The 23154-nt window shown below is 32.2% G+C and carries 30 protein-coding genes; 21 read left to right on the top strand and 9 right to left on the bottom strand.

Annotation, left to right across the window (positions count from 1 at the left end; all coding sequences use genetic code 11):
• The 5 genes from CRO04_RS26350 to CRO04_RS16530 form a co-directional block, all read left to right on the top strand.
• On the top strand, positions 1 to 213 hold a 213-nt coding region (locus CRO04_RS26350), incomplete at its 5' end, for a hypothetical protein (protein WP_166432593.1).
• Positions 214 to 549 carry a hypothetical protein gene (locus CRO04_RS16545; protein WP_097005354.1) on the top strand — a complete coding sequence of 112 codons (336 nt, stop codon included), beginning with the start codon at positions 214 to 216 and terminating at the stop codon, positions 547 to 549.
• A 207-nt stretch (positions 550 to 756) separates the two neighbouring features.
• Positions 757 to 1140 carry a hypothetical protein gene (locus tag CRO04_RS16540; protein WP_097005353.1) on the top strand — a complete coding sequence of 128 codons (384 nt, stop codon included), beginning with the start codon at positions 757 to 759 and terminating at the stop codon, positions 1138 to 1140.
• An 88-nt stretch (positions 1141 to 1228) separates the two neighbouring features.
• Complete coding sequence (locus tag CRO04_RS16535; protein ID WP_097005352.1) at positions 1229 to 1627, top strand: hypothetical protein; 399 nt, start codon at positions 1229 to 1231, stop codon at positions 1625 to 1627.
• 73 nt (positions 1628 to 1700) lie between these two features.
• Positions 1701 to 2618 (top strand): DUF1848 domain-containing protein, encoded by a 918-nt coding sequence (locus CRO04_RS16530; RefSeq protein ID WP_097005351.1) that lies wholly within the window; start codon positions 1701 to 1703, stop codon positions 2616 to 2618.
• Positions 2619 to 2783: 165 nt separating this feature from the next.
• On the opposite strand, the gene CRO04_RS16525 is transcribed toward CRO04_RS16530, so the two are convergent.
• Genes CRO04_RS16525 through CRO04_RS16510 form a run of 4 tightly spaced genes read right to left on the bottom strand, consistent with a single transcriptional unit; the run spans position 2784 to position 5120 of the window.
• Positions 2784 to 3152 carry a hypothetical protein gene (locus tag CRO04_RS16525; protein WP_097005350.1) on the bottom strand — a complete coding sequence of 123 codons (369 nt, stop codon included), beginning with the start codon at positions 3150 to 3152 and terminating at the stop codon, positions 2784 to 2786.
• Positions 3153 to 3181: 29 nt separating this feature from the next.
• On the bottom strand, positions 3182 to 3577 hold the full coding sequence (locus CRO04_RS16520) for a hypothetical protein (protein ID WP_097005349.1): 396 nt from the start codon (positions 3575 to 3577) through the stop codon (positions 3182 to 3184).
• A 56-nt stretch (positions 3578 to 3633) separates the two neighbouring features.
• Entirely contained in the window at positions 3634 to 3984 is a 351-nt protein-coding gene (locus CRO04_RS16515) for a hypothetical protein (RefSeq protein WP_097005348.1), read from the bottom strand.
• Entirely contained in the window at positions 3981 to 5120 is a 1140-nt protein-coding gene (locus CRO04_RS16510) for an SPASM domain-containing protein (protein WP_207654463.1), read from the bottom strand. The genes CRO04_RS16515 and CRO04_RS16510 overlap by 4 nt, the downstream gene beginning before the upstream one ends.
• Positions 5121 to 5228: 108 nt before the next feature.
• On the opposite strand from CRO04_RS16510, the gene CRO04_RS16505 reads away from it, so the two are divergent.
• The 6 genes from CRO04_RS16505 (at position 5229) to CRO04_RS16480 (ending at position 8797) form a co-directional block, all read left to right on the top strand.
• Positions 5229 to 6062, top strand: a complete 834-nt coding sequence (locus tag CRO04_RS16505) for a phosphoribosyltransferase family protein (RefSeq protein ID WP_097005346.1) — start codon at positions 5229 to 5231, stop codon at positions 6060 to 6062.
• Between the two features lie 146 nt (positions 6063 to 6208).
• Positions 6209 to 6613, top strand: a complete 405-nt coding sequence (locus CRO04_RS16500) for a hypothetical protein (protein ID WP_097005345.1) — start codon at positions 6209 to 6211, stop codon at positions 6611 to 6613.
• 94 nt (positions 6614 to 6707) lie between these two features.
• The gene (locus CRO04_RS16495; RefSeq protein ID WP_097005344.1) at positions 6708 to 7553 is read left to right on the top strand and encodes a TIGR02452 family protein; all 846 of its coding nucleotides are present in this window, start codon (positions 6708 to 6710) and stop codon (positions 7551 to 7553) included.
• Positions 7554 to 8011: 458 nt separating this feature from the next.
• Positions 8012 to 8218, top strand: coding sequence for a hypothetical protein (locus CRO04_RS16490; RefSeq protein WP_097005343.1), 207 nt, complete (start codon positions 8012 to 8014; stop codon positions 8216 to 8218).
• Positions 8219 to 8273: 55 nt separating this feature from the next.
• Positions 8274 to 8564, top strand: coding sequence for a hypothetical protein (locus CRO04_RS16485; protein ID WP_097005342.1), 291 nt, complete (start codon positions 8274 to 8276; stop codon positions 8562 to 8564).
• A gap of 20 nt (positions 8565 to 8584) precedes the next feature.
• The gene (locus CRO04_RS16480; protein ID WP_097005341.1) at positions 8585 to 8797 is read left to right on the top strand and encodes a hypothetical protein; all 213 of its coding nucleotides are present in this window, start codon (positions 8585 to 8587) and stop codon (positions 8795 to 8797) included.
• 131 nt (positions 8798 to 8928) lie between these two features.
• Here the strand turns inward: CRO04_RS16480 and CRO04_RS16475 are convergent, their stop codons facing one another.
• The gene (locus CRO04_RS16475; protein ID WP_097005340.1) at positions 8929 to 9666 is read right to left on the bottom strand and encodes a Wadjet anti-phage system protein JetD domain-containing protein; all 738 of its coding nucleotides are present in this window, start codon (positions 9664 to 9666) and stop codon (positions 8929 to 8931) included.
• Positions 9667 to 9785: 119 nt separating this feature from the next.
• On the opposite strand from CRO04_RS16475, the gene CRO04_RS16470 reads away from it, so the two are divergent.
• The 9 genes from CRO04_RS16470 (at position 9786) to ligA (ending at position 18316) form a co-directional block, all read left to right on the top strand.
• On the top strand, positions 9786 to 10400 hold the full coding sequence (locus CRO04_RS16470; RefSeq protein ID WP_097005339.1) for a hypothetical protein: 615 nt from the start codon (positions 9786 to 9788) through the stop codon (positions 10398 to 10400).
• 2 nt (positions 10401 to 10402) lie between these two features.
• Positions 10403 to 10546, top strand: coding sequence for a hypothetical protein (locus tag CRO04_RS26345; RefSeq protein ID WP_166432592.1), 144 nt, complete (start codon positions 10403 to 10405; stop codon positions 10544 to 10546).
• A 134-nt stretch (positions 10547 to 10680) separates the two neighbouring features.
• A complete protein-coding gene (locus tag CRO04_RS16465) occupies positions 10681 to 12795 on the top strand; it encodes a VirB4-like conjugal transfer ATPase, CD1110 family (RefSeq protein WP_097005338.1) in 2115 nt (704 codons plus the stop codon).
• Between the two features lie 49 nt (positions 12796 to 12844).
• Entirely contained in the window at positions 12845 to 13600 is a 756-nt protein-coding gene (locus tag CRO04_RS16460; protein ID WP_097005337.1) for a tRNA(His) guanylyltransferase Thg1 family protein, read from the top strand.
• Between the two features lie 295 nt (positions 13601 to 13895).
• A complete protein-coding gene (locus CRO04_RS16455) occupies positions 13896 to 14567 on the top strand; it encodes a viroplasmin family protein (RefSeq protein WP_097005336.1) in 672 nt (223 codons plus the stop codon).
• Positions 14568 to 14592: 25 nt separating this feature from the next.
• Positions 14593 to 15285, top strand: coding sequence for a hypothetical protein (locus tag CRO04_RS16450; RefSeq protein WP_097005335.1), 693 nt, complete (start codon positions 14593 to 14595; stop codon positions 15283 to 15285).
• Between the two features lie 17 nt (positions 15286 to 15302).
• Positions 15303 to 15578 carry a hypothetical protein gene (locus tag CRO04_RS16445; RefSeq protein WP_097005334.1) on the top strand — a complete coding sequence of 92 codons (276 nt, stop codon included), beginning with the start codon at positions 15303 to 15305 and terminating at the stop codon, positions 15576 to 15578.
• A complete protein-coding gene (locus CRO04_RS16440; protein WP_097005333.1) occupies positions 15545 to 15883 on the top strand; it encodes a hypothetical protein in 339 nt (112 codons plus the stop codon). The genes CRO04_RS16445 and CRO04_RS16440 overlap by 34 nt, the downstream gene beginning before the upstream one ends.
• A gap of 174 nt (positions 15884 to 16057) precedes the next feature.
• Positions 16058 to 18316 (top strand): NAD-dependent DNA ligase LigA, encoded by a 2259-nt coding sequence (ligA, locus tag CRO04_RS16435; RefSeq protein ID WP_242974522.1) that lies wholly within the window; start codon positions 16058 to 16060, stop codon positions 18314 to 18316.
• A 35-nt stretch (positions 18317 to 18351) separates the two neighbouring features.
• Here the strand turns inward: ligA and CRO04_RS16430 are convergent, their stop codons facing one another.
• Both CRO04_RS16430 and yyaC read right to left on the bottom strand, forming a co-directional pair.
• Positions 18352 to 19278, bottom strand: a complete 927-nt coding sequence (locus CRO04_RS16430) for a hypothetical protein (RefSeq protein ID WP_097005332.1) — start codon at positions 19276 to 19278, stop codon at positions 18352 to 18354.
• A gap of 251 nt (positions 19279 to 19529) precedes the next feature.
• Positions 19530 to 20150 (bottom strand): spore protease YyaC, encoded by a 621-nt coding sequence (gene yyaC, locus CRO04_RS16425; protein WP_097005331.1) that lies wholly within the window; start codon positions 20148 to 20150, stop codon positions 19530 to 19532.
• Positions 20151 to 20356: 206 nt separating this feature from the next.
• Between yyaC and CRO04_RS16420 the strand changes: the two genes are divergently transcribed.
• The gene (locus CRO04_RS16420) at positions 20357 to 20602 is read left to right on the top strand and encodes a hypothetical protein (protein ID WP_097005330.1); all 246 of its coding nucleotides are present in this window, start codon (positions 20357 to 20359) and stop codon (positions 20600 to 20602) included.
• 9 nt (positions 20603 to 20611) lie between these two features.
• On the opposite strand, the gene CRO04_RS16415 is transcribed toward CRO04_RS16420, so the two are convergent.
• Positions 20612 to 20983 (bottom strand): hypothetical protein, encoded by a 372-nt coding sequence (locus CRO04_RS16415; RefSeq protein WP_097005329.1) that lies wholly within the window; start codon positions 20981 to 20983, stop codon positions 20612 to 20614.
• A gap of 122 nt (positions 20984 to 21105) precedes the next feature.
• The gene (locus CRO04_RS16410; RefSeq protein ID WP_166432591.1) at positions 21106 to 23055 is read right to left on the bottom strand and encodes an ATP-dependent helicase; all 1950 of its coding nucleotides are present in this window, start codon (positions 23053 to 23055) and stop codon (positions 21106 to 21108) included.
• Positions 23056 to 23154: the final 99 nt, after the last annotated feature.

Raw genomic sequence — 23154 nt, 5'->3', positions numbered from 1 at the left:
TACCTAAAAGAGAATGATACGGATTATCAATATGAAGAATTTGTTGATTATTGCAAAGAAAATGGAATTGAAATTAAGGATGAGGATTATTATCTTTTGGCAGAGTTCTATACATATACAACGGAAGGCGATACAAATGGAGATGATGCCTGGCTATATGATCATATTCCGGAAGAATTCAAGGATAGGATGTATCAAGGAGATAGCGATTAAATGAGAGAGTATGTTAAAGCCAGAGTCTATATTGACGGAAGGAATATCCCATATCCAGTATATACAGCGAATGAATATCTAGTAGGACATGATAAATTAGCAGAAGATGAAGTGGAAAGTTTTGTTGAGGTTAATGGAAAACTATTTAACCGATTGAACCAAGTTATTGCATTAAAACAGAGCTGTTACCTGCTAAGGCATACTAGTTATAGCTGTGGAAGCTTAAGTGATAGCTTGTACAGTTTGAAAATGGAGTTGATAAGCGAGATGAGAGAAAAGTATAACTACCAGTTTGATGACGAATGGATGGATTCTCTAGTAAAGGATTATTTGTAAAAATAAATGTAAAGATCGGCTTTGATAAAAATATATTGAAAGAAAAGAATCTTCGGATTCTTTTTTATTTGTTTTTCTTAATAAGCATAATAAATAAAAAGAAAGATAAGGAGAGAATATGGGATATACCACTGATTTTGAAGGTAGCTTTACTTTTAATAAAGAGCTTACTGTAGATCAAGCTGAATATATAAATAAGTTAGACATATGATAAGAAATCCTGATAAAATCAAATTATTGTACCCAGACTGGGAAAGCAGAACATGGAACGGAGATTTAGGAGTAGATGGCGAATTTTTCCTTGATTGCGACTATGATTATTGTGAAAATGATTCAGTTGTTGACAACAATGTCCCGCCAGCAACACAACCTGGTCTATGGTGCCAATGGGTTATTTCAGAAGATCGGAGTGGCCTTGAATGGGATGGCGGAGAAAAGTTTTATAATTACGTGGAATGGTTAGAATACTTAATTGAAAATATTTTCAAGCCTATAGGATTAGAGCTAAACGGATCCATCGATTGGCAGGGAGAAGACGAGGATGATATAGGTACAATAAATGTTAGAGAAAACGAAATTTTAATTGGTTAATTATTGTTTCCGAATATTGAAACAAGCTTGAAATTGCTATTTAACCACAATATGTTATACTAAAGGAAACGTGATATTGGAGGCAATCGTGAATTCATTCAAAATTAAATTTAATGAAAATGAAAAAAATGAATTAAAATCTATTATTGAAAAAAAGAATCCTTGTGATTTAGAAGTGAATGAATCTTTCAACTCTATCTGGTACCAGGATCCGAAATCAGAAACTGAACTTAGAATTTTGTTTCTGGAAAATTACAGGCTTACGGTTTCTAGGGTTGCTTTTAAAAACAAAAGAAGTGGAACGATGACAGACGTCTATGAGTTTTTGAAAACTTTTTGCAAGAGAAATCAAATTGAGAAACTTGTTATACAATCAGTAGAGACAGAGGAGATGGCAGCTTTTTGTGTAAAAAATGGTCTCATTCCTAATCAGTTTTGCATAGATGCTGGTAATTATCTAATGGGAGATTATGAAATGGAACTCTAGAGGCTTCGGCCTCTTTTTTTGTATTTTTTTCTACATACTATATTTATAATAAAGCGAAAAAGGAGAAGAATATATGATTTTAAGTGTGAGTAGAAGAACAGATATTCCAGCGTTTTATTCAGACTGGTTTTTTAATCGGCTAAAAGAAGGTTTCTTATATGTTAGAAATCCCATGTATCCAGAGAAAGTATCAAAAATATCTTTGGAAAAGGAAGTAATTGATTGCATTGTGTTTTGGACAAAAAATGCAAAACCGATGTTAAACCGTTTGGTTGAGCTTGATGGGTACAATTATTACTTCCAGTATACGATTAATGCATATGGCCCTGAAATTGAGCCGGTTGCCGGAAGAATGACGGATGAAAGTATAGAGGCGTTTCAGACAATTTCGAAACAAATTGGCCTATCCCGGGTGATTTGGAGATATGATCCGATTTTTTTCAATGAAATCTATACAAAAGATTTTCATATAAAAACATTTAGGGAAATTGCTGGCAAACTGAAAGGATATACAACGAAAGTAATTATCTCGTTTCTTGATTTATATGGACAGACTGAACGGAATATGCCGACAGTTGAAACATTCCAGGAGGATAAATTCAGGGAATTAGTAAAAGAACTCGTAGCAATTGCATACGAAAATGGTATGTGTGTGGAATCCTGTGCAGAGAAGATTGATTTATCCAGAGAAGGAGTAGAACATAGTTGTTGTATTGATAAGAATCTCATTGAAAAAACCGTTGGATACCCATTGATTGGAGGAAAAGACAAAGGACAACGGGCAGAATGCGGATGTATGGAAAGCATTGACATTGGCTTATATAATACCTGTAAGAACCAGTGTAAATACTGTTATGCTAACTATGGGATTGATGAAGTAGCAAGACACTCGAAGAAGTATAATATTGATTCTGCTTTACTATGTGATGAAGTAAGACCTGGCGATGTAATAACTGAAAGAAAAATGAAAAGTCTACGAAGAAAAAGATAGACGGATAGATCAGTAATAATTGCATATGTATATTTTGAGAACGAAGAAATTATGCGTAACTAGAAAGATTGAGTTCAACAAAAAAAGAGGCATTGCCTCTTTTTTACTCATATAATTATATTAAACTCAGATTAACAAATGAAGTAGACTTGAATTAGGATAAAATCAGTTTTCAATTTCATCTAACAGTTCTTCCCAAGCTTCCTTTTCAGAATCAGAAAATAACTCTTCATTATTATTTAGCTTATTTTCTGCTTCGTAAGCGTCAGTGTCAGGATCCCATATAACACTGTTTGATACACCTATTATGTCAAACAACTCTGAGATTTGAAAATTATCCATACCTGTATGCCCAGAAATAAAGTTATCACTTTCATCAATTGACCATTCTTCTTCAGCATAGCTAAGGCCGAGCTTTTTACCAAGCTCTGAATGATTATTTATTGCTTTAATCTGATTATCAGAAAGATTTTTTTTACAGATTAAAAAACTGCTGCTTGAAGAATTTGTAACAAAGTCTGCTCTAAATTTCATTTTGCATTTTCCTTTCTATATTTTTTTAATCAATCCTTTTCTAAGATAACAAAATCCTCGTCTTCCAATAACGATATAATTTCACATAGAGAACTATCATCATAACCAATTTTTTTAGAAGCCAATATGTAACCATCTTCAAGGTATTTCTTTATTTTATCAATATACTCTTTCATATTTTCGCCTTCAGAATAGAGTTCCTCTAATGACTTGACATAATAACGATTCAGTATGAATTCTTCAAACTCCTCTTTATTATTACAAGTTATGGCCTTTCTGGTATCACATCCGGTTGAATCAAAAATAGCATTCATAACTTTTTGTATTTTTTTGCTGGATACGGTATTTCTATCTTCACCCGTTTTATAGGCAATCAAAAAGCTGCTGCTTGAACTATTCGTAACAAAATCACTTCTTACTTTCATAATTTAACTCTCCTCATTATTTTATTTTCATTATGCAACTAGAAGTTAAGTATTATTTAATCATGCTTTGCTTCAAAACCATCGCAGTAGCTGAGCCAAATTGGATCAAAGTTGAAAGGATGAAAGAACCAGCCATGGCTGACTCCGTGTTCGCTACCTAATGCAAATGCAAGTGGATTTTTACAACAGCTGTGAGTATCGCCGGGAATAGTGCCACGAGACTTACACTTATAACAAGCACCCTGCATATTTTCGCCTCGTTCAACCGCTACATAAACAAGAAGATTCTTTGAGCTTAAGAGAATGTCAAGCTGTTCGCTGTTAGAGAATCTGTTCAAATAATCTTCGCCGTTACCTCCTGTATTTAATGTTTGTATATATTCGAACGCTTCATTAATATGATTCATTGCAAATTTTTCTCCTCTCTGTTACAAAGAACAATTTCCCTTCTGATTGGGCAACCACCTCTACATTCGGCCTTGTTTTTACAGCCAGAACAAGAATTTCTAAAATGGCTTCTGAAATCATCAAACTGAGGACTATTCCATGCATTTTGAATAGTATCATTTGAAACATCATAAGCCCATTTTAAATCCTGGTTATCAAAGCTGCAGGGTAACATTTTCATATCGCTTGTAATGTAGCAACTCCAACGGCCTCCCTCACATGTATCAATACTTGCCGGATCAATGTTTTTAGTAAAGTTTAAGATACCAGGAACAGTACAGGAATCGAATCCTATTTTAAAACTGAATTTTCGGCAATCAATCAGCTCAAAGAACTGAGCAAGCCGAGGATCCGCCATATCTAAAACATTATTCTGCTGACCAAGACCTACTGGTTTGTGCAGCAGGAAGATGATTGCGTTAATCCCTTTTGGAAAACTGTTTGTCTGCAGACGCTCAATTGCTTCATCGATTGAGTTTTTTCCAAGGACATAATGAATATTTGTCTTAATCCTAGCATCTAAAAGCAACTGGATTGCTTTTAATGTATGATATTGACGGTACCAACTGATAGCAACAGCTCCGCAATATTTTTTACAAAGACTGATGATTTCATTGTTGAATCCAAGACCTGAAGAGGTAAAGTTTGGTACAATACCATTTTCACGACAATATTTTAAAATTTCTTCAAAGTTCTCATGTTGATCGACATCACCGCGTCCACCAAGTGCAAATTGATATGTTTTACCTTTACATTCATTAACAATCCTCTTAAAGTTTTCAAGAGTCATATTTGGAAACTTTGTATGTAATCCGTCCTGGTAACACTGAACTCCGGATTTTAAACATAAGCCTGAAGTACCATGAACACAGTGACCCATGACACCTATATCAATTAGTTCTGGGTAGGAGACCATAAAAGGATCCTCACCAGTATCAATTTTCCCTAATTCTCTTAATGGTAATTTACTTGGGTCAGCATTAATGGAATCCTTCTTAATTTTGGTTAAATCAAGAACACCGGTCCTAAGATAAGCTCCAGTCTTTGGGTTAAACATTGAAATAAATTTGTTCTTCATATCATATTTCTTAATCATAATATTCTCCTTTTAATCTTTTATAAATCTAATATGTATAAAAAAGTTACTTCTTAAAAAAGTATTTATTATTTTTTATTTCTTGACATATTAAAGGAAAGATTATAGATGGAGAGGAGAAATAATGTGATAAAAGTGAATGAAATTGTATTTGGAAGTGAACAGTTTAGTAATGGAGAAGTTAGCTATAAACCAGTAAGCATAAAACAGGACAATAATGTGATTGAATTATACTTTCAGGATAATAAGGACATTGCGGATTTACAATTTGCAGTTGAATTTATACGAAGTGAGGAGCCAGAATCAAAGATTTCCTTATACATGCTCTATGTTCCCTATGGTCGGATGGATCGGCCGATTAAAGGATATGCCTTTAGCCTGAAACTATTTGCAAATATAATTAACCGGCTGAATCTGGATAAAATTATTACATTAGATAACCATTCTTCTGGAATTACAGATATGATTAAAAATGTATTTGTACAGGATATTAATCTTTATATCAATAAGGTGACAAAAATATATGAGCCTGATTATTTATTTTTTCCTGATAAAGGAGCTATGAAAAAGTACCCTAAAATATTGAGTCAGAAAATACTTAATACGTATCCATATTTTTATGGTGAAAAACAACGTGTCTTAGATGACAGTAGAGAAATTATTAGCTATGAACTATTTAATGGAGAATTAAATCTTGTTGGTAGGAGGGTACTGATTATTGATGATATATGCTGCACTGGAGGAACTGTGATCCGGGTTGCAAATATAATGAAACAGAGAGGTGTATCGGATATCGCTCTTTGGGTTGCTCATTGCGAGAATAATGTAATTAAATATCCAATCGTGCGAGAGGATAGCCCGATATCCAAGATATATACATGCAATAGCATTATTAGGAACTATCAGATTCCGGAAATTGAGTTTGTAAAAATAGTTGTTTAGTTAAGAAGGACAATCATATAAAAGAAGGGTTGATTTATACCAGTCAGAAAATAAATAATTCTAGTGACTGAAGGATCAGATTTATAAACAATGAATCAGACTGTATATCAATACTTAATGGATATAACGATCAAAAGGAAGATAATATGAGAAAACCGATGGTAGAAAACAAATATAATTTAAGACCAAAAGATATTAAAAGAGCTAAGGTATTAAAATCAGAGAGATTACATGAAGATCCATTTTGGAGAAATGATGTAGTAGGTGCATGGTGTCTATCCGAAAACACAAGCAAAACAGTATCTGACTACATGTATTGCACATACAACGATTACTGGCTTGGTTTTTATGATGATGATGCTAAGTCTTATGCTGGAAAAATTAAATTATCATGTTCTGCTCATGGTGGTATGTCCAATTATAACTTTAAAGAGTTTTTTAATCCGAAAGAGATTGAAAATGAAATGGATTTAGAAATTCAGGAGAAGTTACTTGCGAGATTCAATTGGTTAATTGATAACGGGATTGTAGATATGACAGATCATAAATAAATTTTGTGAACTCTAGAAATTAGAGATAAAAGTATAACATTATCGATGTTATCTGACTTTCAAAATTCATATAATAAAAAGTTAAGGAGAAAAAATGAGTAATAGAGAAAAGAGAGTTGAGATTTTTCAGGATACAGAAAAAGTTATGAAAGAAAAAAAGATATTGGCTGCCGCAATAATAAATTCGATAAATCAGACCAAGGTTTATGTTTCTCTGGAAGAAGGAAGAACAGATGTGAAAGAAACTGCTTGTGCTGTGGTTGTATCTAAGGATCGGAGTTTTGCTGCAGCAGAGAAATATCACAGACTTCATCCAGAAGATAAGATCGCCGTATTAAATTTTGCCTCTGCCACGAATCCTGGAGGAGGAGTGAAGGCTGGCAGCAGTGCCCAGGAAGAAGCCCTGTGCAGATGCTCCACATTATACCCAGCACTGACAACAAAAATGGTGTATGAATCTTTTTACAAGTATCATAAGGCTGAAAAAAATGTGTTGTATAGTGATATGTGTATCTATACTCCAGATATCGTGGTTTTTAAGACAGATACAGACGAACCGGTGCTTAAGGCCGAAGAGGATTGGGCTAAAGTGGATATCATAACCTGTGCAGCTCCGAATCTGCGTCCGATTCCATATAACAAGATGAATCCAGGATCAGGAGAAGCTTCAAAGATAACACAAAAAGAACTTTTGATTTTATTAAAGAAGAGAACAGAGCAAATTTTTAATGTGGCAGCAAAAAACAATGTAGACGCACTTATTCTTGGTGCTTTTGGCTGTGGTGCGTTTTGCAATCCACCGGAAGTTGTTGCCAGGGCATTTAAGGAATCATTGGAGAAATACAAATATTGTTTTAAATATGTAGAGTTTGCTGTCTATTGTAAAGCAACAGAGACAATAAATTATGACGTGTTTAATCGAAATTTTAGCAGATGTTAGGCCTATATGGAAAGCACAGATACAATACTGGTTAGAAGAGAACAGAGAATTATCAGATTCTGGGTTTTCGAGGATAAACGATGCCAATAGGCTAACATTAAATAAGAAATAGAAAGCACATTTTATGGAGGTAAAAATGACATTTGCGAAAGCTATGATAAATATGGAAATACCAGAGAAATGTATTGTGCCAACTGACGAATTTCAACATTGATTTTATTAATCGTGACAGTCAATCTGATCAAACGCAGTTAGATGTGTATCCATATCAGTTTGATTATATTCAGAAGAAATGTGAAGTATTACACAAATTATGTCAAGATTTTTGCAAAGAAAACCGCTTTAAACAAAATTCTATCACTTGTATATCTTTGGTAAATTAGAATTAAGTGTAACAATTAGTGAATAGAAAGTAAATTTTATGTTAAATCAATAAAACAAAAGGTGGTATTTAAAATATGGAAGTTAGAAAAGGAACTGTATGTTTTTTCGTAGATGAAAATAAACTGCCTACAAATAGTCAAATTAGCATGGACAAAGATAGAAGTTTAGAAGTAGGTGATATCTTCAAATGGAACGAAGATTGGGAAAATCACAAACACATCCCGATGGTTGTTGTTGGATTTTCTGATTTCTTTCCACTAGTCGTAGAAATGCAACCATAATAATATTTTATATGAAATTTATATTTCCCGGAGTACCGGGAGAAAGGAATGAGATATGACAGTAGAACAGATTGAATTGAGAAAGATTTTAAGCCAGATGTTGGCTGACAATGGCATTAACAGGGAAACTATCGTTGATTTTGTGAAAGGTGTAATAGATGAAAAAGTAGAAAAAGCCATTAATCAGGCAGTACATGAAACAAATATTGACGGAATGGTTAATAGCCGGGTCAAGGACATAACCACAAGAGCAATACAGGAAGAAGTGGCAAGAAAGGTCAGAACAACAATGAATTGTGTATCAATCAGCTTGGAGTGTCACGAACCGGCTAAGCAGGAAAACTGATATTTAAGGAGGGAAAATACATGAGTAAATTTAAAAATCCGATACCAAGTTTGGATGATGAGAGGGTATCTAAAACATATAGTGTTGTATTCAAGTTTCCTGAAAATGTAACACGTGAGGAGGCGGTGATTGGTATTAACAATCTTTTAGAGGAAAATGGCGGAAAGATACCAAAGAACTGGATAAAGATGGGTGAACCCATATCTTTAAGATATGCTTTGTCACAAACATGAAATCATCCGGATCAATTTAAAAAAATGAATGTGGCTGATGAAGAGCAATTAAAGAATCAAATTTTGATTTAGAAGATTTAAATCGATGCTGGGATTTTAATAAATTAAAAAGAAGCCTTGGCTTCTTTTTTTTATAAATAAATATCATTTTCATAATTAGATATTACATTCCATCGCAATAATACTTCATGGTTTAATATTTCCTGTGGAACGATAAAGTCATTGTTGCAGATTTCAAGTAACACAACTCTGGCTTCGACTCCAAGAAATTCAAAATGTGATAATTCATAACAAGGAATTCTAGTACAATTTTTCATTTCTTTTTTTCGCTTTAAGTTTCGATTATTATATAAATATTGGTACCCTGGATCAAACGGACAAATATTATGAGCCTTAAACAAATTTTTTAATTTATAATAAATGTCGATTCCAGAGGAGTCAATATCGCCAAAGTAAAAAAATGTCTGTACGTCATGAATATTGGCAGTGTCATCCTCCTCAATATAAGAAAAAGAATTCTGTATTTTTCTTCCTTCACCATAGATCAAAGCTTTTATATCAATCCCACAGACAGAACCATAATTTTTAAGCACATATTTCATCGTATACCACGAATCCTTATTTTCAATAATTAAGGCATTCTTGCTGTTTGAGTATGGATTGAGATAGTAAATAAATGGTTCGGGAGTTTTATATACATTTAGCATATGAATTGAAATATGATTTTTATTTAGAAGTGATTTTCCTTCTGTAGAATTTAAAAATTTTTCATCGCCAAATATTTGAAAACTTCGTTCGTTAATTGAGAGAGGAGTAGTAAATTGTTTTGATTTAATAAATTCAGAGAGTTGTAACTCTTTAATGTTCATTACTTTTATACTCCTTTTATGATTTCAATAATATTATGTAAAATATAGTCTTCTTAAAATAGTTGTTTGTAAGAAAATAAAAACATTATAAAAATAAATAAGAGAAGGAGATTAAAAACATGAAGAGTATAAATGAAAATATTGTGGCTTATCCTATTTGGATTAATATACAAAAAGAAGTAACAATTATCGATATACCAGATTTTGAAATTCACATAGAAGAAGAAAATGAATGCTTCGGAAAAGCAATGATAATAGCAAGAAATTATATAAAACAAAAGCTGGAACAAATAAGAGATGATGGCTTGAACTTGCCGGATCCTGGCTCTGTAGAATACAAAAAAGCAAAAGGGTTTTCTTTCACATATGTTGATGTCGATATTGAAAACTTATTTAATGCAGAAAAAAGTCTAGAAGAATTAGTAAGAGAGGATTTTTCAAGAGTGAGCTCAATATGGGATGGGAGTGAAAATAATATTGAGTTTTACAAGGGACAGAAAGTTATGTCGGTAACCTTTTCCCAAATTAGATTATCTAATAAGATTCAAAAACTTGCGGGTAAATATCCTGATGAGGTAAAAATTGTTAAGCAAAATCAGGACGGTTCTGTATATGCAAAGCTTCCGGTTAATTACTTACATATTTATAGACCCGGTTCTGGGCCTAAAAAGGAATATACGGAAGAAGAAAAGGCTGCCTTCAGAGAACGAATAACAAAGAATAGTGAGGAATAATTATGACAGGAAGTATATTATTATCACGTATAACTAACACAATTAATGATTATGGTGATGTTTTTATTACAGAAGAGACAGAAAACAGTATCAAAATCAAAGATGGAGAGGGAAACATATTCGAAATTCAAATTGACAATTACTAAAAAGGCCTGCAGGGCCTTTTTTTATTGCTGCTCATTTCAGTATAGCCCGTAATGTATATAGTTATATTTTAATTTCTTTGAAATGGAATTTCTTTCATATTAAAAATAAATGAATGAAAGGAATTAAGTTAATTATGTTTCAAAAATTGAACAAAGATAAAGAGATAGAAATATATGAAACGTTACATAATAATGGGATTATGGAAATAAAAAGAGGACTATTTTCTAGATGTTATAAAATAGATAATATTGATTTTTTACTTGCAGATCTAGAAGAACAAATGAGCATTATTAAAAGATATATCGACTTGTTAACAGGACTTGCTCCAGATGTTTGTATCCAGATAAATATTTATAATAGAAAAACCAATAAAGAGAAAAAGAACAAAGAAATATATATGAAAATGAAATTAGATGATTTGAATTCTTATAGAAAAGAATATAATAATTGGATAAAAGAACATATAGATAAGAAAAAACAAGTTCAAAGAGAAATATATTTAATTCTCACAATAAAAGAAGAATCTGTAGAAAAGGTGCTTTGCAGGTATTACAAAATTTATAGTATAGTAGCGTCCTTGGTAAATAGAATCACTAGTTATAATATGGAACCATTAAAAAAAGAAGAATGGGAAGAATTACTATTAGAAATTTGCGGAAAAAGTATTATAAAAAAACAACAACCAAATAAATCAAAAGAAACGAGTTTTGTAACTGTTTCTAATTCTGGTCAAATTGGGAATAAATATGTTAGACATTTTGTTTTCAAAGGGTTAACTGATAATTGCAATTATAATTTAATTAATGAAATAATGGAAATTGATGCTGTGCGAATGATAAGTCTTCATTTTAAATCAACTAATGAATATCAAAAAAAACTGCTCATTAAAAAGGCAAATTATACTTCTACAGAGTATCTAGCATTTGATAGGGTCCTATGCAACTCTGTAGTAACTCTATTTGCAGAGAATGAATTAGATCTAAAGAATCAAATATCTAATTTAAAGTCCGAACATTTAAAACAAGTTAATAAAGTAATCATAACTACAATTTTACCAATTGGAACAAATAAAATAAAATCAAAAGAATTAATTTCGATAAATGAAGCTGGAAAATTAATCCCGTTTTCTTATAAAAATTCTATTCAAGAAAAGAATGGTTTTTGTTATGGCATTCATCCATTAATTGATACGCCAATTATATATGATAGAAGGAAACATAAAAATGGAAATGGAATCATCTTAGGTAATGCTGGAAGTGGAAAAACAGAGATCATGAAAAATGAAATCAAACAAGTTTTACTTCAAACAGAGGATGATGTAACGATTCTTGATCCGTGGAATGAATATTCTGAAATAGCGAAAACGTTTCATGGTGATATTATATGTTTAGAGCCAGATTCGGATTGGCATATCAACCCATTAGACCTGCACGTGGACAATAGTGGCTTCACCGATCCGTTAGCCTTACAATGCGACTTTATTACAGGACTATATGAAACAACATTAGATACCAATTATCGGCTTTCAACATATGAAAAATCTATTATTGATAGATGTGTGTGGATTCTATATAAACCGTATTTGAAACATATGGAAGAATTACATAGAAAGGATCCTACAATTACTTGTGATGTTGCAGCAAGTCCAACGCTTAAAGACTTCAGAGAGATTTTATTTAATCAACCAGAGGCTGAAGCCAAGCTAATTGCTTTAACTTTGGAAAAATTACATGTCTTTGACTATAAAACAAATGTCCTGCACAAAAATAGATTAACTATATATCAGTGTTCATATTTATGGAGTGATTTAGAAGAATGTGTGATGTTAATCTATTTAAATGCTTACTGGAACCATATTTTAGCGAATAACCATATATCAAAATATAAATGGTTTTATATTGATGAAATACATCCTTTTATGAAATCTGATTCAGCAATTTCTTATTTAAGCCAAATATATAAAAGAGGAAGAAGTCAATGGTGCATTCCTACCTGCGCTACGGCATGTACAGACGAATTGCTAAAGTCACCAATAACTGAATCCATTCTTAACAATTGCGATACAATCATGTTGTTAAATCAATCTAAAGAAACTAGAAAGCTTTTTTCGGATTTACTAAATATCCCACTTAGTTTAGAACGCTATATAACGAACGTAGGACCTTGGCAAGGATTACTTTATACGGGACGTTCTATTACGCCATTCAAGCAAGAAAGAATAATTAATATTAATAAAGAATTAACATAATACATCTATACATAAAAATAAAATAAGGACAAAGGAGAATGAATATAGTATGAAAAGCCTTGAAGAAAGAATGAAACGATATGAAGCAGTAAGTGATAATCTATTACCAATTCGTGTGCCAGTTATTATCAGGCTAGATGGTTGGCATTTTAAATCTTTTACGAAAGGGTTGGAAAAACCGTTTGATTTGGTTTTTAGAGAAACTATGGTAGAAACAATGCTTTATTTGTGTAAAGAGTTGCCAGGTGTTGTATTTGGCTATACGCAGTCAGATGAAATCAGTTTGATACTATGTGATTATCAGAGTTTAGAGACGGAGCCATGGTTTGATAATAGGCTTAATAAGTTACTCAGTATTCCAGCTGGCTTGGCTGCAGTTAAGTTTAATTCTGTTTTCAAAGTCAAAGCCGATAATATTTTAGACGAAGCTAAACGAGTAATATATAATAAGAAATCCGGTACAGCAATATTTGATGCCAGGGCTTTTGTCGTTCCAGAAAATGATGTTATAAATTATCTGTATTGGAGGCAAAAAGATGCAATTAGAAACAGTATCGCAAATGTTGGACAAACATACCTTAGCAAAACAGAATTACACAAAAAGAATACAGTAGAGATTCTTGGATTGTTAAAAGAAAAGAGTATCATTTGGGATGATTATGATACATGGTTAACCAGAGGTGCTTGTGCTGTTAAAGAACTGGATGAAGGTAAGGAAAAAATGGAATGGAAAATTGATAAAAACATCCCTATTTTTAAGGAAGAGGGAAGAGATTATGTTTCAAAATGGATTCCTGTATCATAAAACAATTAATAGTATAAAGAGAAAAAGGGCCAGAATGGTCCTTTTTTAGTTTAATCGAAATTCACTTCATGTGCGGTTTCAGAGCCGGCATCTGCCTCGTAATATGCAATGGAATCATAACCCATGATACCAGTAAAAATATTTCCAGGGAAACGTTTCAAAGTTAATATGAAAAAAAGATTTGTTTTAACTATAGAAAAAAACACATATTAATTTTGTATTAAGAAAGAGAGGAGAATATAAATGGGAAACTTCTATAAAGGAAACATTAGATTATACGAAGAAGGAGAAAAAAATGGCTAAGAAGAAATATTATGCAGTGAAAAATGGGCGAAAGACAGGGATTTTTTCCACATGGTCTGAGTGTGAAGAGTCGGTAAAAGGTTATCCAAATGCTACATACAAAGGTTTTGCGACAAGGGAAGAAGCCGAAGATTATCTTGGAATAAAAATTAAACAGCAGACGAAAGATGCAAAACCTAAAGCAAATATAGAATCTGAAAATAAAAAGGTTCTGCCAGAAGGAACAGCAATTGCTTATGTTGATGGCAGCTACAACCAAGAAACACAAATCTACGGCTCAGGTGTTGTTTTACGACATGGAGATAATGAAAAAGAAATTAGTAAATCGGGACATGATGAAGTTATGCTTCAAATGTGGAATGTCGCTGGCGAAGTTACGGCTACGATGATCGCTATTGAAGAAGCTATTAAATTGGGCTGTCAGAAATTAACTATTTACTTTGACTATAATGGCATTGCTGGTTGGGTTGAAGGGTGTTATATGAATGGCAAAAAAACGAAAATCTGGGTTGCTGATAAAGAGGGTGCAAAAAGATATAAGAATTTTGCAATTGAAGCAAAAAAGCAAATAGAATTAGAATTTGTAAAAGTAAAAGCACACTCTGGCGACAAATACAATAACAAAGCTGATGCCCTTGCAAAGGCCGCTTGTGGAATATCATAACAATACAAAAAGTAGGTAAGAATATATGGATGAATTAAAAAAAGAAAAAACTCAATTCGGAGAAAGGTCTACACATCCATCTTATGGTATGCTTGCATTCAGCAGACGGTCTGGTGGAAAAAACACACTTTTTGGTAGTAGTATTGAACATAACAATGTCATTGCTTTGACTCTGCGACATGGAGAAATTACAAGAGGATTAAATAGTGACTGGTATTACGGAGATAAAGTCATTGCTGAGGTAGAGATGAGTTATGCGCAATTTGCTGAAGCAATTACATCGATGAATATGGGAAGTGGAGTGCCAGTTACGATACGCTGGACAGAAAAAGATGGAAGGATGCCAGAGTGTAATTTTATCAACAAAAGAGAGCAATTCAAAGATGAATTTTCAGAAAAAATGAATAAAGCCAATCTTGAAATGAAAAGCTTAATTACTGATGTTGAAGAATTATTTTCCGGAAAGAAAAATATAAGTCAGGCTGATCGCAAAAATATTCTTAGCAAATTATTTAGTATACAAGCGGAGGTGTCGGGAAACGCAAAATTTGCTTATGAGTGTTTTAATGAACAGATGGACAAAACAGTAATGGAAGCAAAGGGAGAGATTGAAGCGTTCTGCCAGAATAAAATCAATTCTATTACTCAAGCTGCTTTAGTTGAACAAGCTAATAATATAAAATGTTTAGAGAATCCTGTAAATATTGACATGGATTAAAAATGGAGCGTATATAATTGATTAATATTGTACATTCAAGAGCAAAAAATTTACTAGAGATGCTAGAAGAAGCTGAAAAAGGAATGAAACCGGACAACGTATATGATACAAGTAATATACAGATAATCTGGTTCCAATATGCTAAAGATTGTAATTCAATCGAAATATCAATGGATGGTGGAGATACTTGGACCTGCCCTCCGTTTGTGGATTCTGGAAAATGGAGCTATTATTATAATGATAAAGGAGAATATTATCCATGGTTATTTCGTTTAATAAAGATGAAAAGGTAAATATATGTGGCATTTCAGAAAATAATTTTGACCCAGATGGCTGGTGCCGGAAATGTAAAAATACATGTGAAATGATTCCGCAAGTAATGATTGATAAAAAAGTTTATGAATACGCCAAAAGAAACGGGATTATAAAGGGCAATATTCTTGGTACATACACCAGCATGTTTTCAAACTCGGAATTTGTCAATTACTTCAGAGACGAAAAGAAATATAAGAGAGCACCCGAATACGTGAAGAAGTATTTAAAAGCATTGGAAGAAGAATTTAATTTGGAGAAAAGAGGAAAAGGCTTATCCATATAATCTTGATGCAAAAAAGAATCTTGAGGGAATATTTTCTTATGGATGTATCGAAAACTTGTTTTTTTACAAAAAATAATATCTAGTTTAAAGGAAGCTGCATAGCTTCTTTTTTAATGCCTTTAATTTTCATACATAATAGTTATGAAAAAAGTAAGATAAAAAGGAGAATAAATTATGTCAATGGAATCAAGTTCAATTTCTCGGTCTTATAAAGAGAAGACCTCATCATTTGTATCAGACTATTTAAAAGGAAAAGTAGCACCAGAGGCGTTAGACGATTATATAAAGAATTGGCATGAAGATCCAAATGAGAAGAGAAGTCTTCCTGAAACATTAGGTTTAACAGAAGAAGAGTATAAATCTTATGTGGAAGATTCATCAAGTCTAAACAAAATCTTAAAAGGTTTTGCCCTTAAGAGAATTGATGAAGTAGTAGATACCTTAAATGAAGCTGGTAAAGCTTACTACAACAGTGGAAACGAGATTATGAGCAACTTTGATTATGATAAATTATATGATGAGCTGCTTAATTTGGAACTTAGATTTAACTATGTAAGAGAGGACAGCCCTACAAAAAATGTTGGATATGAAGTTGAAAGTTCTTTAACAAAAGAAGCTCATGAATATAAAGCTCTGTCTTTGGATAAAACAAAAGATCGTAATTCCTTAATGGCGTGGTTAAAAGGTGAGTTTGGTTTTCTTAGCTGGAAGCTTGATGGTCTTACAATTATACTAACTTATGATGGTGGTAATCTTACTAAAGCTGTAACAAGAGGTAATGGTGAGATCGGAGAGAATATCACTCATAATGCTAAATACTTTAAAGGCGTTCCCAAAACAATTGATTTTACTGGACACATGGTAATGAGAGGAGAAGCTCTCATTACATATAGACAGTTCAAAAAGATAAACGATATGCTTTCAGAGACCGAAAAGTATAAAAATCCTAGAAACCTCGCGAGCGGATCTGTTCGTCAACTTGACGCAAAAGAATCAGCAAGACGCCATATAGAGTTCAAAGCATTTGAACTTGTATTTGCTGAAGATGAGCCATATCTGGAAAATAAAAACCCAAATGCTAAAGCAAAGAAATTTAGAGATACTTATGCAACAAGATTTAGCTGGTTAAAAGAACTCGGCTTTAATACCGTAGATTACTATATTGTTGATAAGGATACAATCTTAGATACAATTTCACAGATGGAAGAACTGGTGAAAAAAAATAATTTCCCATCTGATGGACTGGTACTGTCTTTTAATGATGTTGCCTATGGAAAATCTCTTGGTGTGACAGGAAAGTTCCCAAAACATTCTATCGCATTTAAATGGGCCGATGATCTTGCTGAAACTACACTTACTGAAGTAGAATGGAGTGCATCAAGAACAGGACTCATTAATCCGGTGGCAATTTTTAATTCAATAGAATTAGAAGGAACTACCGTAAGCCGGGCAAGCGTTCATAATGTAAGCATTGTAGAAGAATTAAAGCTTGGAATCGGAGACATCGTAACCGTTTATAAAGCAAATATGATTATTCCTCAGATCGCTGAAAACTTAACCAAAAGCGGTACACTTGAAATTCCTAAAGTTTGCCCGGTTTGCGGAGCAGCTACAGAAATCAAAGAGACCTTAAAAGACGGGCAGATTGTAAAAACACTTTATTGTTCCAATCCAGACTGTGCAGCGAAAAATATAGGAAAATTCACTCACTTTGTAGAACGTGACCGGATGAACATCACAGGTTTAAGCGAAGCTACAATTGAAAAATTAGTTGATGCAGGATTTATCAAGGAGTTTAGGGATATTTACCATTTAGCAGATCACAAGACTGCTTTTGTTGAAATGGAAGGACAAGGAGAGAAATCCTATGAAAAACTGATAAAAGCAATTGAAAAAAGCAGAGTGGTAAAGCTTGAAAACCTGATTGCGGCACTTGGGATTAATAATGTAGGACGGGATGCCGGAAAGAAGATTTCAAAAGCAATGAATGGAGATATTGATAAATTTAATGCAAAATTGGAGACAGGGAACTTCTTAGACATCGAAGATGTTGGCGAAATTAGTAACCAGGCAATCAATGAATGGTATAAAGAACAAAGAGCCAAAAAAGAAATTGAAGAAAGCGAATACTTTAATCTTTTAAAGGAAGTTGAAGTAATAAAACCAGATGTAAAAGCAGGTAGTAAAGATTCCTCAGTTTTAGCAGGGAAGACGTTTGTTATCACAGGTGATTTGGAACTATTCTCTAGTAGGGCAGACCTGGTGGAAAAAATTGAGTTACTGGGAGGTAAGACAAGCGGATCTGTATCTAAGAAGACTTCCTACTTGATTAACAACGATACTACCAGTAATTCTTCGAAGAACAAGAAGGCGAAGGAATTAAGTGTCCCAATTATTTCTGAAAAAGATTTCGTAGAGATGATTAAAGAATGATATAACAAAAAAAGAGGCGGTTGCCTCTTTTTATTTTAAATTTCAATATTTGGGACTTCAATAAATTTTGAAAGTAATCCTTCATGATAAAACACTTTATCATATTCATTAATTTCTTCTCCGAGAAACTTTCTGATTACAAATGGAAGCATATAGTTGTCTAAGCACTTGAACTCAACAGAGTTTATAAGACCTTCATATACTGACTTCAAATATCCTTCTGTTCCATTTATTTTTTGTAATCTAAATAGTTCACAACGACAAAACGGAGCTATCTGTTTTAATACATAATCAACATGCAAATGTGTAAATATTTGCTCATCATCTGATAAATCTGTCACATCAAAAACAATTTCATCATTGGAAAAAAACACTATATTATTTAATTGCCCATCTTTAACATTAGATAAAACTTTATCCATCAAATATTTTTCATATGTAATATGCCGCTTCGGATTACAGTTTCCAAGAATCACCTGACGGATGTATTTACTGCCAATAATATGCTTATTCTGAGTAAACTTGCTGATAAAATCCTCCCACGATTCAGCACTGCCAAAAATTGTCTTATCATACTTTCTAAGTGCTGAAAAATTTGCTTTTTTCATATCAATACTTATAAACATTTTGTTATCATTGCTCGGTTTAAATATATCCTTACTTGGTAATCCTTTATTAATGATGCCAAACCGATTCATATCTTCATTATTGAATCTCTGATAAGCATCCGATTCTTTAATGGAGTTAATTGCTTTGTCTTTTACATGATTGTATTCTTCAAAGTAATCTTGTTCACAATTGTAATTCTCTAATTCTTTTACGAACAAGGCCCATTTCTCTAAAGTCCCGTAAAACTTATCATACAGTTTTAGCCGGTCTGTAAAGTATGGTTCTTGAAATAATCTCAAAGGCACATTACAATCTTTACAGAATCGTTCTTTTGCTTTAATTGATACTTCCATAGTATATCTCCTCTCACAATTATCTTTTATAAAAATAATATGTCATATTTTTTCGCCGATTAATTCCGAAGAAATTTTTATGCAACCAAATGAAAAGATAAGAAGCTCATTCATGCTCAACAGATTAAAGACTTAAATAAAAAGCAAGCAGGAAAGCTTGCTTTTTTAATTGAATCTTTTGGCAATTCTTTTTTGGGTAGAGTGACAGTTAGCATACCATATTCAATCTTGCGGAATACGCTTTCAACTAATTAGACTGCAGTAGTTTCACACTGATGCAAAAGACAGTATGGCTGGACTTGTTTAATTGATAATACACAATTAATAGCTGTAGAAATAAGTAGAGCCATGGTTTTCAGTTCACTATAAGAAAGATTATATGCATCTACTTCATCAGATCCAACGATTCCGCGGATAGAAATATCACCTACAGATAATAAATCTTTTCCAACACCCAAACCGGGTTTTATTGGTTCATTACTTATTAAAATATTATTTTTTGTATAGAAGTAACTAAAGGAAGCATCAACAGCAATAATAAATGGGTTTTTGTGAATCTCGTAAATTCTGGATACGGTACTATATAGATTTTGTGCATGCACGGGTCTCTGGATTGTACCATACACCGAAAAATTTGTAATTCCATCTATGAAATATTCTTTTTTAAAATGATTGGATTCTTCTAACAAACTCCCGGTAAGAGGACCGAGACTATCCCAATAAATTTTTGGTGTTCCTATCATTAAAAAAATGATCTCCTGATTGGGTTGTTTACCTTCAACGATTAGATTATGAATGGTTCTTGAAATCTTAGTTACCAAATCATAAGGATCATTTGAAATATAAAATCTATCTAATTTAATATTTGACATCAATATTTTATCCTCCGATTTTCTTCGTTGAAGTTAATATGTCTGAAACAAAGTGGAAACAATTAATTTAATCTGAATTTCAGAGACTAAATGATGCAGATCTTTTGTTTGGTAGTTTTAACAATATTAATCTTAAGAATTTCATATATTTGGTTTACAAATATTTTTTTTATATTATAATTAATATAGTAATGGAGGAATCGCATATGGATGAGCTTAAAAAATATAAAGAAGAAAAAATTGAAAATCTACAAAAGAGACTAATTGAAATATATGATATTGTTCGATTGGATGTCGCAAGTGAATTCGCTGAGCGTACAGATTCATTTGCGAGAGGAGTTCAAGAAGAACAAGTAGAAAATATGAAAAAGTACCATGAGGAAATGGTATCTATCAAAAAGGAAATTGCGAAACTAAAGGGAATTGAAAGTTATTTTAATTCAGAACAATAAAAAAGAGGGTTAACCCTCTTTTTTTATTGTATGTTCAGTTCCTTTTAATGCATCTATTTTACGGTAAATAGTGCGCCAAGCAGTAAGAGCGTTTTTAGCTGTTCGATCTTCCGCTTTGACAAATTCAACAAGATTGATTCCGGTCCTGTCCTTGATCTGTCTGGAAAGAGCAAATAACAGCTTGTAACTGCCAAGAAGCTTATGTTCTATATAAGTATGGTTTCCAATTAAAATATTTTCTGGAGATCGGCTCATGGCTTTTGAACCTGATAACATTTCTTCATTTTCATACTCATATTCGAGAGATAAAAATGTACGCTCTGCATCAAACCTTTCCATTCGATTCATTTCCTTTACTGCTGATAAATTGATCTTGAACATAATATGTTCTCCCTTCTGTCCTTTATGGACTCGCCTTATGCTAGGAGTTTTAATTTCTCCACGTTTCATTTACAATCATATTATGTCTATAAAAAAAATGAGATAAATGCAATTATTATCATTTACACAGAATAAATTTTTTGAATATATTTATCAGGCATTTCATTAATAAAACGGCTTGGCTTTGTCTTTTGAATACGACCGTTTATCATTCTTTCTGATGCGGATGTAATAATAAGTTCGTCAATAGCTCTGGTAATACCCACATAACAAAGTCTTCTTTCTTCTTCAACATTATTTTCAATAATAGAATTTATTGATGGAAATAAGCCTTCTTCCATTCCCACTATATATACTTTTTTAAATTCTAATCCTTTGGCAGAATGAAGTGTCATCAAAGTAATTCGTTCAATTTCAGTCTCTATATCAACTCCAGATACTAAAGCAATTTCTTCGAGGAATTTATCAAGTTTAAAGGTCTTTTCGGATTCTTCAAATTCAATTACTTTACTCATTAATTCTTCAATATTTTCTTCTTTATTTTTATAAGTTTCAGAATCATTTAAATTTTCTAATTCAGCTAAATACCCAATCTTGTATAAAATATCATTCAAATATTCGTGGATACTATAAGAATTGTCTCCGGAAATATCAAGTACACCACTCTTGGTTAACTTATAACGATATTCTTCAATTGTGTTCATAAAATCACAAGTTGCAGATACCGCTTTTTTGGAAATGGAAGGTATATCCTCTACTTGTAATAAAGCTTTGTAGAGGGTAATTCCTTTTGATTTTGCGTAGGTCTCAATTTTTGATACCGTTGTATCTCCAATATTCCTCTTTGGAGTATTTATAATCCTCTTAACGGAAACAGCATCGGATGGATTTGCAATGATTTTTAAATATGCAATTAGGTCCTTAATTTCTTTACGCTTATAAAAGTTTAATCCACCAATGATTCTATAAGGCAGATTATGCTTGATGCAGGATTCTTCTAATAAACGAGATTGAGCATTAGTCCGGTAAAGAATGGCAACATCTCTATAATCATATAATTTATGAAGTATTTCCAATACGACAGAATTAGCTTCAGTGGTAGCTGTTTTATAATTTTGGTAATATACTTTTTTACCTGGACTCCTTGTTGTAGTTAATGATTTGATAGATCTTACTTTATTATTTTTAATAACCGCATTTGCTGTATTTAATATATTAGAACTGGATCGATAATTTTCTTCCAGTTTTATAATTTTAGCATCTGGGTAATATTTCTGGAAATCTAATATGTTTTTTATATTTGCGCCGCGAAAACTATATATTGATTGGTCGTCATCTCCAACAACGCAAATGTTTTTGTACTTTTCAGCAAGCATCGAAATCAAGATAAACTGAATTTCATTTGTATCTTGGTACTCGTCCACCATGATATACTGAAATAATTCTTGATATTCATCCAAAACGGTTGGATATTCGCGAAAGAGCTGAACAACTTTTATTAATAAATCATCAAAATCAAAAGCATTATTCTTAAATAATTCTTCATCATATTCAGTATATATCTCTTTTAATTTTTCTTCTGTATTAGTCGTAGCAAAGTATTCTTTTGCACGTATTCCTTTTGTTTTTAGACTTGATACAAAAGAAAGAACATCTTTAGGCAAAAATATTTTTTGATAGGATTTGTATTTTAGGATTTTCTGTATAAGTAATTTTGAGTCATCAGTATCATAAATAGAAAAGTTATTTTTGTAACCAATTGAGTGGGCATGTTTTCTTAGAATTCTTGCACACATGGAGTGAAATGTTGTTATCCACATAGATTTAGAATCTTCACCAATCAACTTTTCAATTCTCTCTTTCATTTCTTTTGCCGCTTTGTTGGTAAATGTTATTGCTAAAATGTGACTAGGATCTATCTTTTTATGTTCAAAAATATAAGTAGTACGGTATGTAAGTACTCTTGTCTTCCCTGATCCAGCTCCAGCAAAAACAAGTAATGGTCCATCAACAGTAAAGACTGCCTCAACCTGTGCAGGATTCATTATTTTGATAATATCTATAGTTTTCATGTTTTTTATTCCTTCCATTATTTATACATAGTATGTTTTCCTTTTGAACTCTTTTAATAATGTTTTAGTAAAATTAAAATTAAATTAGGACGAACATTA

Origin of the sequence: Lacrimispora amygdalina (assembly GCF_900205965.1) — a bacterium.
GTDB lineage: Bacteria > Bacillota > Clostridia > Lachnospirales > Lachnospiraceae > Lacrimispora > Lacrimispora amygdalina_A.
This window is presented reverse-complemented; position numbering and strand designations above follow the sequence as displayed.